Annotated in this window: 9 protein-coding genes; 4 read left to right on the top strand and 5 right to left on the bottom strand. The window is 66.7% G+C overall.

Annotated features, from left to right (window positions below; genetic code table 11):
• The first annotated feature begins 295 nt into the window (after window positions 1-295).
• Both clpS and clpA read left to right on the top strand, forming a co-directional pair.
• Entirely contained in the window at window positions 296-598 is a 303-nt protein-coding gene (clpS, locus tag GJV26_RS06015) for an ATP-dependent Clp protease adapter ClpS (RefSeq protein WP_130185626.1), read from the top strand.
• Window positions 595-2895 (top strand): ATP-dependent Clp protease ATP-binding subunit ClpA, encoded by a 2301-nt coding sequence (gene clpA, locus GJV26_RS06010; protein WP_155708032.1) that lies wholly within the window; start codon window positions 595-597, stop codon window positions 2893-2895. Before clpS ends, clpA begins: the two co-directional genes overlap by 4 nt.
• 227 nt (window positions 2896-3122) lie before the next feature.
• On the opposite strand, the gene GJV26_RS30090 is transcribed toward clpA, so the two are convergent.
• A complete protein-coding gene (locus tag GJV26_RS30090) occupies window positions 3123-3815 on the bottom strand; it encodes a PEP-CTERM sorting domain-containing protein (protein ID WP_155708031.1) in 693 nt (230 codons plus the stop codon).
• 370 nt (window positions 3816-4185) lie between these two features.
• Here GJV26_RS30090 and GJV26_RS06000 point away from each other — a divergent pair, with 370 nt between their 5' ends.
• Window positions 4186-7578 (top strand): S41 family peptidase, encoded by a 3393-nt coding sequence (locus tag GJV26_RS06000; protein WP_155708030.1) that lies wholly within the window; start codon window positions 4186-4188, stop codon window positions 7576-7578.
• A gap of 27 nt (window positions 7579-7605) precedes the next feature.
• Here GJV26_RS06000 and GJV26_RS05995 read toward each other — a convergent pair whose 3' ends face one another.
• The 4 genes from GJV26_RS05995 to prpR form a co-directional block, all read right to left on the bottom strand.
• Entirely contained in the window at window positions 7606-8322 is a 717-nt protein-coding gene (locus GJV26_RS05995; protein WP_229419185.1) for a LytR/AlgR family response regulator transcription factor, read from the bottom strand.
• Window positions 8319-9344, bottom strand: a complete 1026-nt coding sequence (locus tag GJV26_RS05990) for a sensor histidine kinase (RefSeq protein WP_229419184.1) — start codon at window positions 9342-9344, stop codon at window positions 8319-8321. Before GJV26_RS05990 ends, GJV26_RS05995 begins: the two co-directional genes overlap by 4 nt.
• Before the next feature lie 47 nt (window positions 9345-9391).
• Window positions 9392-10264 carry an alpha/beta fold hydrolase gene (locus GJV26_RS05985; RefSeq protein ID WP_155708029.1) on the bottom strand — a complete coding sequence of 291 codons (873 nt, stop codon included), beginning with the start codon at window positions 10262-10264 and terminating at the stop codon, window positions 9392-9394.
• Window positions 10265-10407: 143 nt separating this feature from the next.
• The gene (prpR, locus tag GJV26_RS05980; protein ID WP_155708028.1) at window positions 10408-12024 is read right to left on the bottom strand and encodes a propionate catabolism operon regulatory protein PrpR; all 1617 of its coding nucleotides are present in this window, start codon (window positions 12022-12024) and stop codon (window positions 10408-10410) included.
• A gap of 165 nt (window positions 12025-12189) precedes the next feature.
• On the opposite strand from prpR, the gene prpB reads away from it, so the two are divergent.
• A complete protein-coding gene (gene prpB, locus GJV26_RS05975; protein ID WP_155708027.1) occupies window positions 12190-13077 on the top strand; it encodes a methylisocitrate lyase in 888 nt (295 codons plus the stop codon).
• The last annotated feature ends 7 nt before the right edge of the window (window positions 13078-13084 follow it).

Raw genomic sequence — 13084 nt, 5'->3', positions numbered from 1 at the left:
CGAGCCATAAAAGCAAGAAGCTTCCCTGCCCCCTCCTCGACAACTCACTTCTCATCAACATGTACATTTCTGCACGAGTCGATATGTCATTGTTGGCGGAACAATTTTTTGTGTCAAGCGCTTTGTCGCGGCAATAGTACGATTTTTGCAACAGGAGAAATCACCGGGGGACTTGATTTTGCGCCACAGGGCGCCATCTGCGCCCAGTCGGGAAAGCGCGTAAGATTGAGGACAAATGGAAACGCCCAGTTAAACGGGCGTTGCATCGACCACGAAAGCATTAGAATATAAGCGTATGGCAACCAAGCATGACACCGAGACCGTCCTGGAGCGGCAGACGCTGAAGCCGCCCCCCATGTACCAGGTGGCGTTGTTGAACGACGACTACACTCCGATGGAATTTGTGGTCGCGATCATCCAGGAATATTTCAACAAGGATCGGGAAACGGCTACACAGATCATGCTGAGTGTGCATCGCTACGGCAAAGGCGTGTGCGGCGTGTTCTCAAAAGATATCGCATCAACCAAGGTGGAGTTCGTTTTAACGCATGCGCGCAAGGCGGGGCACCCCCTGCAGTGCGTGATGGAGGAAGTATGATTGCGCAGGAATTGGAAGTAAGTTTGCACATGGCGTTTGTCGAGGCTCGGCAGGCACGGCATGAATTCATCACGGTTGAGCATTTGTTGCTGGCGCTGCTGGACAATCCTTCGGCGGCCGAAGTGTTGCGTGCCTGCGCGGTCAATATCGAGGACCTGCGCAAGACACTGACCAACTTCATCGGCGACAACACCCCCACCGTGCCCGGCACCGGCGAGGTCGACACGCAACCCACGCTCGGTTTCCAGCGCGTGATCCAGCGCGCGATCATGCATGTGCAGTCGGCCTCGAACGGCAAGAAGGAAGTCACCGGCGCCAACGTGCTGGTGGCCATCTTCGGCGAAAAGGATTCGCACGCGGTGTACTACCTGCACCAGCAGGGCGTCACGCGCCTGGACGTGGTCAATTTCATCTCGCATGGCGTACGCAAGGACCAGTCCGGCGAAGCGGCCAAGGCATCGGAAGGCGTCGAAGAAGGCGCCCAGGCCGAAGGGCAGGCGAAGGAAAGCCCGCTGGACCAGTTCACGCAGAACCTGAACAAGTCCGCCGCCGAAGGCAAGATCGATCCGCTGATCGGCCGCGAGGATGAGGTCGACCGGGTGATCCAGATCCTGTGCCGCCGCCGCAAGAACAATCCGCTGCTGGTGGGCGAGGCCGGCGTGGGCAAGACCGCGATCGCCGAAGGCCTGGCCTACCGCATCACGCAGGGCGAGGTGCCCGAGATCCTGGCGAATGCCGTCGTGTATTCGCTGGACATGGGCGCGCTGCTGGCCGGCACCAAGTACCGCGGCGACTTCGAGCAGCGCCTGAAGGCCGTGCTCAAGCAGCTCAAGGACAATCCGAACGGCATCCTGTTCATCGACGAGATCCATACCATCATCGGTGCCGGTTCCGCTTCGGGCGGCACGCTCGACGCATCGAACCTGCTGAAGCCGGCACTGGCCAACGGCCAGCTGAAATGCGTCGGCGCCACCACGTTCACGGAATTCCGCGGCGTGTTCGAGAAGGATCACGCGCTGTCGCGCCGGTTCCAGAAGGTCGATGTCAACGAGCCGACCGTCGAGCAGACGGTGCAGATCCTGCGCGGCCTCAAATCGCGCTTCGAAGAGCACCACGGCGTGAAATATTCGGCGTCGGCACTGTCGACGGCGGCCGAGCTGGCGGCCCGCTTCATCAACGACCGCCACCTGCCGGACAAGGCCATCGACGTGATCGACGAAGCCGGTGCCGCGCAGCGCATCCTGCCGAAGTCGAAACAGAAGAAGACCATCGGCAAGACGGAAATCGAAGAGATCATCTCGAAGATCGCGCGCATTCCGCCCCAAACCGTCAACCAGGACGACCGCAGCAAGCTGCAGACGATCGACCGCGACCTGCGCAACACGGTGTTCGGGCAAGACCCGGCCATCGAGGCGCTGGCCTCGGCCATCAAGATGTCGCGTGCCGGCTTGGGCAAGCAGGACAAGCCGATCGGCTCGTTCCTGTTCTCCGGCCCCACCGGCGTCGGCAAGACGGAAGTGGCAAAGCAGCTGGCCTTCATCCTCGGCATCGAGCTGATCCGCTTCGACATGTCCGAGTACATGGAGCGTCACGCCGTGTCGCGCCTGATCGGCGCGCCGCCGGGCTACGTCGGTTTCGACCAGGGCGGCCTGCTGACCGAAGCGATCACCAAGAAGCCGCACGCGGTGCTGCTGCTCGACGAGATCGAAAAGGCGCATCCGGATATCTTCAACATCCTGCTGCAGGTGATGGACCATGGCACGCTGACGGACAACAACGGCCGCAAGGCCGACTTCCGCAACGTGATCATCATCATGACCACGAACGCGGGTGCGGAAGCACTGCAGCGCGCGCCGATCGGTTTCACGAACACCAAGGAAACCGGCGACGAGATGGCCGACCTGAAGCGCATGTTCACGCCGGAGTTCCGCAACCGGATCGACGCGATCATCAGCTTCCGCGCGCTGGACGAAGAGATCATCCTGCGCGTGGTCGACAAGTTCCTGATGCAGCTCGAAGAACAGCTGCATGAGAAGAAAGTGGAAGCGATCTTCACGGAACACCTGCGCAAGTTCCTGGCCAAGAAGGGCTTCGATCCGCTGATGGGCGCGCGGCCGATGTCGCGCCTGATCCAGGACATGATCCGCAAGGCGCTGGCCGACGAGCTGCTGTTCGGCCGCCTGGTCACTGGCGGCAGGGTCACGGTCGACCTGGACGAGAAGGACCAGATCAAGCTGGACTTCCCGGAACCCGATGCGGCACCGCTGCCGCCGCCGGAAACGGTGGAAGTGGAGTAATCCTCCGTAAGCAAAACCCGCTCGGCCAGAGCGGGTTTTTTTTCGTGCCTCCGCTCGGCCGGAGCGGGTTTTTTTTGTGCCTCCGCTCGGCCGGAGCGGGTTTTTTTCGTGCCTCCGCTCGGCCGGAGCGAGTTTTTCTCGTGCCTCCGCTCGGCCGGAGCGGTTTTTTTTTCGTGCGTCCGCTCGGGCAGAGCGGTTTTTTCATGCACCGGTCGCGGGGAGCGGGCTCAGCCGTTACGCCGCCGCCGCCGCGCCGCTATGCCGGAGACCGCGAGCCCGGCCAGCAGCATTGCATACGTGCCGGGTTCCGGCACGGTGGGCACGGTCGACAGCGTTAGTTCGATAAACGGCTCCGCCCGGATGCCGCCCAGGTAGATGCCCCCGTCGCCCGCATCGGGCGACACGGCATTCAGTGTCTGGTTCGTGAAGCCGATGACGAAATACGATCCGGCGACGCCGTTGATGTCGGCCAGCGCGGCGCCGTTCAGCGTGATGGCGACGGGGCTGTCGTACAGCGTGGCGGCAGCGTATTGCGTCCCGCTACCCAAGTCGTCGTAGACGCCGGTGCCGGGGTGGAACGTGTTCAGGAATGGCTGCAGCCCGCCATCCACATCGAACATGCCGATCACGCTCGCCGGCGCATCACCGTAAGCCGAGGGCGACAGCGACAGGGTGGCCGAGTTCCACGTGGTGCCGGCCGGGATGAAGAAGGCCGCCCAGCTGTTGAAGCGCAGGCCGGTGTCGTTGCCCGTGTAGGTGTTGTTGAGCGGTGCGGCTTCATTGCTGCCGCCGTTGCTGTTGACCCAGCCCTGCAGCTGCGCCACGGCGGTAACGGAATCGGCGTGGGCGGGCAGGGCGGCGGCAAGCGCCAGGGCGCAGGCGGCAAAGCGGGCGAGGATGACAGGGGGTGTGCGCTTCATGGGCGATTCTCCTTGACGGTGAGGGGATGCCTGCCATCGTAGAAGTCGACCAGCGAGCCCATCAATGATATTTACAATTGAACATCCCGGGCGTCGGGCTCTGCCAACGCCGGCCTGCTGTGCTACATTCGCGCGCCCGCGCGTTCACCTGTCCCCGTGGCCGCGTCGCCGGCCCGCACAATGAAGATGGCCAGCGCCAGCTCGCAATGCGCTCCCGGGCGGTCGATCCGGCACGCATTGTCAACGTGTTCCTCGCTGGCATACCCAGTGGCACGGTTCCCGGTTCACTTGTTTCCGTTCCAGCGCTGCCATTTCCGAGTCGAAATCTGTGCCAGAATCGGACTCCTCTTCGTTGCCGTGACCGTGCCAAATGCCTGTTTCCCGCCTGCTCCTTTCCATCGCCATCGCCGCCTGCCTGCCCGGTGCGCCGGCCGTGGCCGTTGCCGCCACCCCTTACCTGCGTTACCCCGCCGTGCGTGCCGGTGTCGTGGTCTTCACGGCCGAAGGCGACCTGTGGAAAACCGGTATCGCCGGCGGCCCGGCGCAGCGCCTGACCACGCACGCCGCCGCGGAAACGCACGCGGCCATTTCGCCGGACGGCCAGTGGGTCGCCTTTGCCGGCGGCTACGAAGGCGCGCAGGAAGCCTACGTGATGCCGCTGGCCGGCGGCCTGCCGAAACGGCTGACGTTCGAGAACGGCGGCGTGACCGTGCTGGGGTGGACCGCGCAGGGCGAGGTCCTTGTCAGCACGTTCCGCTCGACCGGGCCGGGCGCGCACCGCATCGTCGCGGCCGTGCAGCCCGCCACGCTGGAACGCCGCGTGTTTCCCGTGGCGGACGCCAACGACGCGACCCTCGACGATGCCGGCAAGACGCTCTACTTCACCCGGCACGGCCTGGTCATGACGGGCGATAACGTGCGCCACTACCGCGGCGGCGCCCACGCGCAGCTGTGGCGCTTCGACCTCGACGGCGGCAGCGAGGCGCAGCGCGTCTTCCCGGACAGCGGCGGCAACGACCGGCGGCCCATGTGGTGGCAGGGCATGCTGGTCTTCGTCAGCGACCGCGGCGGTACCGACAACCTGTGGACGGCCAATCCGGACGGCAGTGCGGCCCGCCAGCTGACGGCCCACAAGGACTGGGACGTGCGCAACGCCGCACTGGGCGACGGCCGAGTCGTCTACCAGCAGGGCGCCGACCTGTACCTGTTCGACCTGGCGCGCAACGCCACGCGGCAGCTGCCGGTCAGCCTGGTTTCGGACTTCGACCAGCAGCGCACCCGCCTGATCCGCTCGCCGCTGGAAGCGCTGACGAACGTGCAGCTCGCCGCGAAGGAGGAGCGCGTGGTGCTGACGGCGCGCGGCCGCGTGACGATCGCCGGGACCGGCAGCCAGCGTCGCGTCGAGATCGCGATCCCGAAAGGCGCCCGCGCCCGCGACGCTGTGTTCTCGGCCGACGAGAAATGGGTCTACGCCATCGTCGACACGACCGGCGAAAACGAGATCTGGCGCTTCGCCGCCGATGGCTCCGGCCACGGCGAGCAGCTGACCCGCGACGGCAACAACCATCGCTGGGCGCTGTACCCGTCGCCGGACGGCAAGTGGATCGCCCATACCGACAAGAAGGGCCGCTGCTGGCTGCTGGAACTGGCCAACCGCAAGCAGATCCTCGTCGATGACGCCGGCAAGGCCGGCATCGACCAGCACGACGACGTGGTATGGTCGCCGGACAGCCGCAACATCGCGTTCGTGCGCAGCGCCAGCACGCAGTTGCGCGACCAGATCGGCCTGTACAACCTGGCGTCGACCGAACTGGCCTTCGTCACCAGCGACCGCTATACCTCGGCCGATCCGGCCTTTTCGCCGGATGGCCGCTGGCTGTACTTCCTGTCGGCGCGCAATTTCAAATTGTCCAACGGTTCGCCGTGGGGCGACCGCAACATGGGTCCCGTGTTCGACAAGCGGACCGGCGTGTATGCGCTGGCGCTGCAGCCCGGCAACCGCTTCCCGTTCAAGCCGGACGACGAGCTGTCGAAGTCCGCGCCGCCGCCCGCTGAAACGGCGGAAGAGAAGGCAGCCGAGAAGGCCGTCGAAAAGGTCGTCGACAAGCTGGCGCAGCCCGGCGACGGCAAGGTAGCCAGGGAACCCGCAGGCGGGGTGAAAGAGCCCCTTCGGCCGGCGAAACCCGCACTGCCGGCGATCGTCTCCAAGGGGCTCGCGGGGCGGCTGTTCGAAGTGCCGCTCGCGGCCGGCAACTACCGCCGGCTGGCGGTGGACGACAAGCGGCTGTATTTCATCGACGCCGATGGCGCGGACGGCAAGCCGGCACTGAAGACGCTGGCGATCGCGCGTACCGAGCCGAAGCCGGAAACGTTCGCCGCGAACGTGCGCGATTTCGACCTGGCGCCGGACCGCAAGCATGTCTATTACCGCACGGTGGCGGCCACCGGCGCGGGCGAGATGTATGTCGTCGACGCCGGCGCGAAGCAGCCTGCCGATCTCGGCAAGGCGCGCGTGCGGGTGGAGGACTGGAGCATCGTCTCGAGCCCCGTGCAGGAATGGAAGCAGATGTTCAACGATGCGTGGCGCATGCACCGCGATTTCCTGTACGACGTGAAGATGCGCGGCGTGAACTGGGTGGCCGTGCGCGACAAGTACGCGCCGCTGGTGGAGCGCGTGACCGACCGCGCGGAACTCAACGACATCCTCGGCATGATGGTGGCCGAGGTGGGCGCATTGCATTCGCAGGTCCAGCCCGGCGATATCAGGAAGGCGCCGCCGGAAGGCACGCCGTCGGGCCTGGGCGCCGTGCTCACGCGCGTGAAGACGGGCTACCGGGTCGACCGCGTCTACCGTACCGAGCCTGAACTGCCGGCCGAACGGGCGCCTTTGGCGCAGCCGGACGTGGATGTGAAGGAGGGCGACATCATCACGGCCGTCAACGGCAAGAGCGTGCTGGAAGCGCGCGACATCGCCGACCTGCTGCTGAACCAGGCGGGCCGCCAGGTGCTGCTGCACGTGCAGCCGAAGGACGGGCCGCACCGCGGCAAGGCGCGCGCCGTGATTGCGCTGCCGGTCACGGCCGCCAGGGAGGACGCGCTGCAGTACGCCGACTGGGAGCAGGGCCGCGCGACGCAGGTGGCCGAGGCTTCCGGCGGGCGTATCGGCTACCTGCACCTGCGCGCGATGGGCGCCGACGACATCGCCGCCTTCGCGCGCGATTTCTACGCGAACGTCGACCGCGACGGCCTGATCATCGACGTGCGCCGCAACCGCGGCGGCAATATCGACAGCTGGATCATCGAGAAGCTGCTGCGCAAGGCATGGGCATTCTGGACCAATCCGGGCGGGCAGGCCTCGCCGAACATGCAGAACACGTTCCGCGGCCACCTGGTGGTGCTGGTCGATGAGCTCACGTACTCCGACGGAGAAACCTTCGCCGCCGGCGTGAAGGCGCTCGGCCTCGGCCCGCTGGTGGGCAAGCGCACCGCCGGCGCCGGCGTCTGGCTCAGCGACCGCAACCGCCTGGCCGACAACGGCATGGTGCGGGTGGCCGAACTGGGCCAGTTCGACAGCGACAAGGGCCAGTGGCTGATCGAAGGCGTGGGCGTGATCCCGGACGTGGAAGTGGACAACCTGCCGCATGCCACGTTCGCGGGCCGCGACCGCCAGCTGGAGGTGGCGATCGAGATGCTGCAGAAGAAGGTGAAGGAAGCGCCGGTGAAGCCCTACAGCCCGCAGGCGATCCCGGCGCTCAACTACTGAGTCATCGTTGATCGGCAGGCCGGCGATCTACAGGCCCAGGCTGCGCACCTGCGCCGCGCGCCGCCGTGACACCTCCACCGTCATGCCGCCGGGCAGCAGCAGATCGAGCCCGCCGGCCGCGTTGGCCGTCATCCGCTCGACGAACGCGAGGTTGACGATGTGCCGGCGGCTGGCGCGCAGGAAGCATTCCGGGTCCAGGCGTTCTTCCAGCTGCGTCAGGGAGCGCAGCATCAGCGGCCGCACGCCGTCGAAATACACGCGGGTGTAATTGCCTTCCGATTCGAACAGGCGGATGCTGTCCAGCGCGACGAACCAGCAGCGCTCGCCGTCGCGGATGAACAGCTTGCCGGGCGCGGCCGGCTTGCCGGCCTGCGTCATGCCGAGGCGAAGGGCGGCGCGCTGCAGCGCGGCGGCCAGCCGCCCGGCCTGGATCGGCTTCTGCAGGTAATCCAGCGCGTTTACTTCAAACGCCCGCAGCGCGTACTGGTCGAACGCGGTCGTGAAGATCACCTCCGGCGCCGTATCGAGTGCCTGCAGCAGGTCGAAGCCGCTGGCGCCGGGCATCTGCACATCGAGCAGCAGCAGGTCCGGCCGCAAGGCCGCGATTTGCGCGATGGCCTGTTCCGCATTGGCCGCTTCGCCGACGACCGCGATTTCAGGATGGGCCGCGAGCAGGCGCCGCAGCTCGGCGCGCGCGAGGCGTTCGTCGTCGACCAGCAGCACGCGCATCGGTTCCCGATTCATGGCCCCCCCGGCAAGCGCAGCGTGGCGCGCACCCAGCCGTCGTGCTCCGCCAGCGCAAGGCTGGCGCCACCGCCGACCGCCAGCTCGAGTCGCTTGCGCGCATTGGCCAGCCCCAGTTGCGTGGAGTCGCCGATGCGGCGCAGCGCGCCCGCGTTGGCGATTTCGATCAGCGTGGCACCCTCGCCGCGCCAGGCGCGGATGCGGATGTCGCTGCCGGCGGTACTCAGTTCGACCCCGTACTTGACTGCGTTCTCGACCAGCGTCTGCAGCGACATCGGCGGGATCATCACCCGCTCGAGCCCCGGTTCGATATCCACCTGCACGCGCAGGCGTTCCTCGAAACGGATCTTCTCGATCGCCAGGTAGGCTTCCACCGCTTCCATTTCCGCCGCAAGCGGCACCGTGTCCGCGTGCCCGGATTGCAGCGCATAGCGCATCAGGCCGGCGAGCTGGTCGATCATCCGTGCCGCCGCCTCGCGGTCTTCGTAGATCAGCGCGCGCACGCTGTTCAGGCTGTTGAAGAAGAAGTGCGGGTTCACCTGCGCCTGCAACGCGCGCAATTCGATGTCCTTGGCATGCAGTTCGAGCCGCAGCGTTTCGGCCTCGAACCGGTTGGCCCGGCGCAGCGAGAGCGCCATCGTGTACAGCAGGTTCCACACCACGAAATTGCCGGTCCACGAGGCCAGCGCCGGAAGCAGCCAGCGAAAGTTCGTGATCGGCTGCATGAAGATGTGGAACGACGGCGAGATCGCGGCGACGGTCACGGGCGCCAGCACGAAAGCCGATGCGGCCATCAGACGCCAGTCGATACCGCGCTGCCCCCAGCCGCGGCGCTTGATGAATGCGTGCCAGCGGTCGGAAACGAACAGCCCCGTCGCCAGTGTCCACAATGCCACCGCCAGCACGCCCGGATTGCCGGCGAACATGGCGGCCTGCAACAGCGCGATGCCCGACCAGCCCAGCGCCTGGCATGCCCAGTACCAGTTTACGCGTGCAAGGAGGGGGCGGGGCGGGGTCGGCAAGATCGCAGCGGGTGAGTTCACAGCGGGCAATGTCACGGCGGGCAAGCTCACTTCAGGAATCGGTCGATCCGATCATACATCCACGCCGGGTCGTCGTACATGATGAAGTGGCGCGCGCTGTCGGCGATTTCCACCTGCACGCCGGGCAGCTTCGCATACTGCGTCCTGTACACCCCTTCGATCGCGGCACGCGGCGCGTAGTCCTTGTAGGCGATCCAGGTGCCGAGCACCAGCGTCGGGGCCTGGATGCGGGCAATGTCGTCGCGCATGTCGGTCGCGAGCAGCTCGTACATCGCGCCGGCGACGGCCTTGCGGTCGGAGCGCTGGCCCCAGCCGACGATGCGGTCCACGTCTGCCGGCTTGGTCGCCATCGACATCACCGTCTTGCGCTGGCTGGCGGCCAGGGTCGCATCGTCGCCGCTCAACATGCGTTCGCGTGCGGCGGCTGCCATCTGCCTGAGCTGGTCGGCCGTGACGCTCGGCACCTGCGTGGCGCCCAGCGCCGGCAGCGAATCGATGATGACAAGCTTGCCGACCTTGTCCGGGTGTCCGGCGGCAAGCTTCATCGCCACGAAGCCGCCCAGGCTGTGGCCGATGACGACCGGTTTGCCCAGTTTGTTGGCGGCGATGTAGTCGGCCAACTGGCGTTCCACCTGCGGCAGCAGCTCGCCCTCGATGGCGGCCTGGCCGGCGAACCCCGCCAGCGTCAGCACGTGGCATTGGCGCGGGCCACAGAGGTGTTCCACCGTGCCTTGCCAGACGTCGCCGGACGAGGCGAGGCCGGGGATCAGGATCACGGCGGGGCCGCTGCCGGAAACTTCCACGTTGAAAGCGGTGGCCGCGCGCGCGGGCAGGGTGGCGAACAGGACGGCGGCGAAGGCCGCCACGGTGGCGGCAATGATCTTTGGATGACGTTTCATGGGTATTCCTCCTTGCGATGCATCGTCGCACCGGTACGGGGGCCGTGAAACGGCGGCGTGACGAGCGGCAGTAATCGAGGATGAACGGCGCAAGGATGAACGTGCGCCACGGTGCGCAGGCGTGGCGCCGGGTAAGCGATACCTCAGCCGCCGCCTTCCTCGCGCAGCCGGCGCCACAGCGTGGTGCGGCTGATGCCGAGATACGCCGCGGCCGCGTCGCGCCGGCCGTCGAAGCGGCGCAGCACGTCGGTCACGCGTTCCGCCGCGGCGGGCGGCGCGATCCCGTCCGCTCCGGCCGCCAGTTCGGGCCCGACGCCGAGCACGAAGGCCGGCGTCAATGCCTGCAGCGGTTCCGCGGCCAGGAACAGCGCCAGCCGTTCGCACAGGTTGCGCAGCTCGCGCACGTTGCCGGGCCAACCATGGCGTGCCAGCAATGGCGCGCACGCCTGCAGTTCGGCTTGCAGGTTGGGATGCGCGCGAACCCCCAGCGCCGCCAGCGCGTTGCGCAGCAACCATTCCGCCAGCGGCACGATGTCGGCGGTACGCTCGCGCAGCGGCGGCAGGGCGAGGCGCAGCACGGCCAGCCGGTAGAACAGGTCGGCGCGGAAGCGCCCGTCGCGCACGCGCTGCGCCAGGTCGCAGTGGGTGGCACTGACGATGCGCACGTCGACCGGCACCGGCCGCGTGCCGCCCACGCGCACCACTTCGCGCTCTTCCAGCACGCGCAGCAGCCGCGTTTGCAGCGCCAGCGGCATTTCCCCGATCTCGTCGAGGAACAGCGTGCCGCCGCTGGCCGCTTCGAACAGGCCGGCCCGGCCGCCGCGCCGCGCACCCGTGAACGCGCCTTCCTCGTGGCCGAACAGTTCAGCTTCGAGCAGCGATTCGGCGATCGCGCCGCAGTTCACGGCCAGGAACGGGCGGCCCGGCTGATCCCCTCTGCCATGCGGCGCGGCGCGGTGGATCGCCTGCGCCGCCAGCTCCTTGCCGCTGCCGGTCTCGCCTTCGATCAGCACCGTGGCATTCGAACGCGCATACAGCACGACCGCCTGGCGCACTTTTTCCATCGCCGCCGATTCGCCGCGCAGGTCGGCCAGCCCGTGGCGGGCGCGCAGCGTATCCTGCGCGGCGCCGCCGCGGCCGCGGCGCTGGCCGCGCCAGCCCGTCTCCAGCTGCGCCAGCCGGGCGAGTTCCAGGGCGTCGTCGAACGCCTGCCGGATCGAGGCCGACGAATACACGAATACCCCCGTCAGCCCCGCCTGCCCGGCGAGATCGGTGATCAGGCCGGCGCCCACGATGGCGCGGATGCCCGCCGCCTTCAGTTCGCCCACCTGGGCCAGCGCATCTTCCTTCGTCACATAGGTGCGCTGCGCCACGTCGAAGCCGAACGTGGCGGCGAATTCGGCCAGTTCCGGCATCGGATGCTGGTAGGTAACCACGGCGATCCGCTCCGACACGCGGCGCGCCCGCGCCAGCGCGCGCATCATGTCCGTGCCGCTGGCCTTGGCCACCACCACCGGCACCGGCAGGCGGCCCTTCAGGTATGCCGCATTGGAGCCGGCCGAGATGACGGCGTCGCAGCGCTCCGTGGCAAGGCGCTCGCGGATATGGCGCACCGCGTCGTCGAAACCGAGATTGATCGGCTCGATCGTGGCCAGCGCATCGTATTCCGGCGTGATGTCGCGGAACAGATCGGACAGGCGCGACATGGAAACGGTCCAGATGACCGGCTTGTCATGCTCGGCAGAAGGGGGATATATCATGTTTCAATTATAGTTCAGGTATGTTTCAAACGTTTCAAATGAAACATGTGCGCACTTGGTCAAGTTGTTGCAAGCTATTGATTCAACACGGCTTGCAGGCTCCGGGCAGGCCTGGCATGCCCCTTGCGAAGCAAACTCCATCTTCAATGTGTTCGAAAGGTCATCATGAGTGTTCAGTCCGCCGGCGCCGCGTTCCGCCAGGCCGTCCGGGAAGAATCGCCGCTGCAGGTCGTGGGCGCCATCAATGCCAACCATGCGCTGCTCGCGCAACGCGCCGGTTTCCGCGCCATCTACCTGTCCGGCGGCGGCGTCGCCTCCGGCTCGCTGGGCCTGCCGGACCTCGGCGTGCTGAACCTGGACGACGTGCTGGTCGACGTGCGCCGCATCACCGACGTGTGCGACCTGCCGCTGCTGGTCGATGTCGACACCGGTTTCGGCGCCTCGGCATTCAATATCGCGCGCACCGTCAAATCGCTGATCAAGGCCGGCGCCGCCGCGATGCACATCGAGGACCAGGTGGGCGCCAAGCGCTGCGGCCACCGTCCCGGCAAGGAAATTGTCAGCAAGGATGAAATGGTGGACCGTGTGCGGGCCGCCGTCGATGCCCGCACGGACGGGGACTTCGTCATCATGGCGCGCACCGATGCGCTGGCCGTGGAAGGGCTCGACGCCGCCATCGACCGCGCGATCGCCTGCGTGGAAGCGGGCGCTGACATGATCTTCGCCGAAGCCATGACGGAACTGCCGATGTACCGCCGCTTCGTCGACGCGGTCAAGGTGCCGGTGCTGGCCAACATCACCGAATTCGGCGCCACGCCGCTGTTCACGGTGGACGAACTGCGCTCGGTTGACGTGAGCCTGGTACTGTATCCGCTCTCCGCATTCCGCGCGATGAACAAGGCGGCCGAGAACGTGTATGGCGCGATCCGCCGCGACGGCACGCAGCAGAACGTGCTGGCCGCCATGCAGACGCGCGACGAACTGTATGAAAGCATCAACTACCACCACTTCGAGCAGCGCCTCGATGCGCTGTTCGCGGCACAGAAAAAATAACAGGAGA

Origin of the sequence: Pseudoduganella dura (assembly GCF_009727155.1) — a bacterium.
Taxonomy (GTDB): domain Bacteria; phylum Pseudomonadota; class Gammaproteobacteria; order Burkholderiales; family Burkholderiaceae_D; genus Rugamonas; species Rugamonas dura.
The sequence above is the reverse complement of the archived record's forward strand: the minus strand, read 5'-3'. Positions and strand labels throughout refer to the sequence as shown.

Excerpts from the sequence above, each read along its gene's own strand:
- clpS (WP_130185626.1), top strand. The coding sequence starts at position 296 with ATGGCAACCAAGCATGACACCGAGACCGTCCTGGAGCGGCAGACGCTG.
- clpA (WP_155708032.1), top strand. The coding sequence starts at position 595 with ATGATTGCGCAGGAATTGGAAGTAAGTTTGCACATGGCGTTTGTCGAG.
- GJV26_RS30090 (WP_155708031.1), bottom strand. The coding sequence starts at position 3,815 with ATGAAGCGCACACCCCCTGTCATCCTCGCCCGCTTTGCCGCCTGCGCC.
- GJV26_RS06000 (WP_155708030.1), top strand. The coding sequence starts at position 4,186 with ATGCCTGTTTCCCGCCTGCTCCTTTCCATCGCCATCGCCGCCTGCCTG.
- GJV26_RS05995 (WP_229419185.1), bottom strand. The coding sequence starts at position 8,322 with ATGAATCGGGAACCGATGCGCGTGCTGCTGGTCGACGACGAACGCCTC.
- GJV26_RS05985 (WP_155708029.1), bottom strand. The coding sequence starts at position 10,264 with ATGAAACGTCATCCAAAGATCATTGCCGCCACCGTGGCGGCCTTCGCC.
- prpR (WP_155708028.1), bottom strand. The coding sequence starts at position 12,024 with ATGATATATCCCCCTTCTGCCGAGCATGACAAGCCGGTCATCTGGACC.
- prpB (WP_155708027.1), top strand. The coding sequence starts at position 12,190 with ATGAGTGTTCAGTCCGCCGGCGCCGCGTTCCGCCAGGCCGTCCGGGAA.